The organism is Bacillus sp. NTK034, assembly GCF_017303275.1.
In the GTDB taxonomy this organism is placed as follows: domain Bacteria; phylum Bacillota; class Bacilli; order Bacillales; family Cytobacillaceae; genus Cytobacillus.
On the sequence record NZ_JAFKOJ010000046.1, the window covers coordinates 1 to 347 of the forward strand.

Below are 347 nucleotides of genomic sequence, written 5' to 3' on the forward strand. Positions count from 1 at the left end.
ACAGCCAGGATTGCATTCGTAATACCGACAGCAGAAACTTCAATCAATCCTAGTTTAGAAACAAATAAAGTATCAACGAAGCCGAGAATGGTTTGAAAAAAATTCTCGATAACTGCTGGCATGGCTAAGAAGAGGATGGTTTTAAGAATTTGGCTATTCGATTCATCCGACCTTAGGGTTTGAACCATTCTAACCTCTCCTTACCGAATATATTTATCAATGGCTTCATTTAATTTTTCGATAACAGTATCATCTCCCTCTTTAACCGCCTCAACCACACAGCCTTCCAAATGATCTTTTAAAATTACTTTTCCGCAGCTGTTAAGGGCTGAACGGATAGCTGCAAT

2 protein-coding genes are annotated in these 347 nt (G+C 38.6%); both read right to left on the reverse strand.

The features are described 5' to 3' along the window. On the reverse strand, positions 1-188 hold a 188-nt coding region (locus tag JI665_RS28320; protein WP_244671355.1), incomplete at its 3' end, for an MATE family efflux transporter. Between the two features lie 12 nt (positions 189-200). Beyond that, positions 201-347: a metal-sensing transcriptional repressor gene (locus JI665_RS29305; protein ID WP_414635291.1), complete on the reverse strand. Its 147-nt coding sequence runs from the start codon at positions 345-347 to the stop codon at positions 201-203.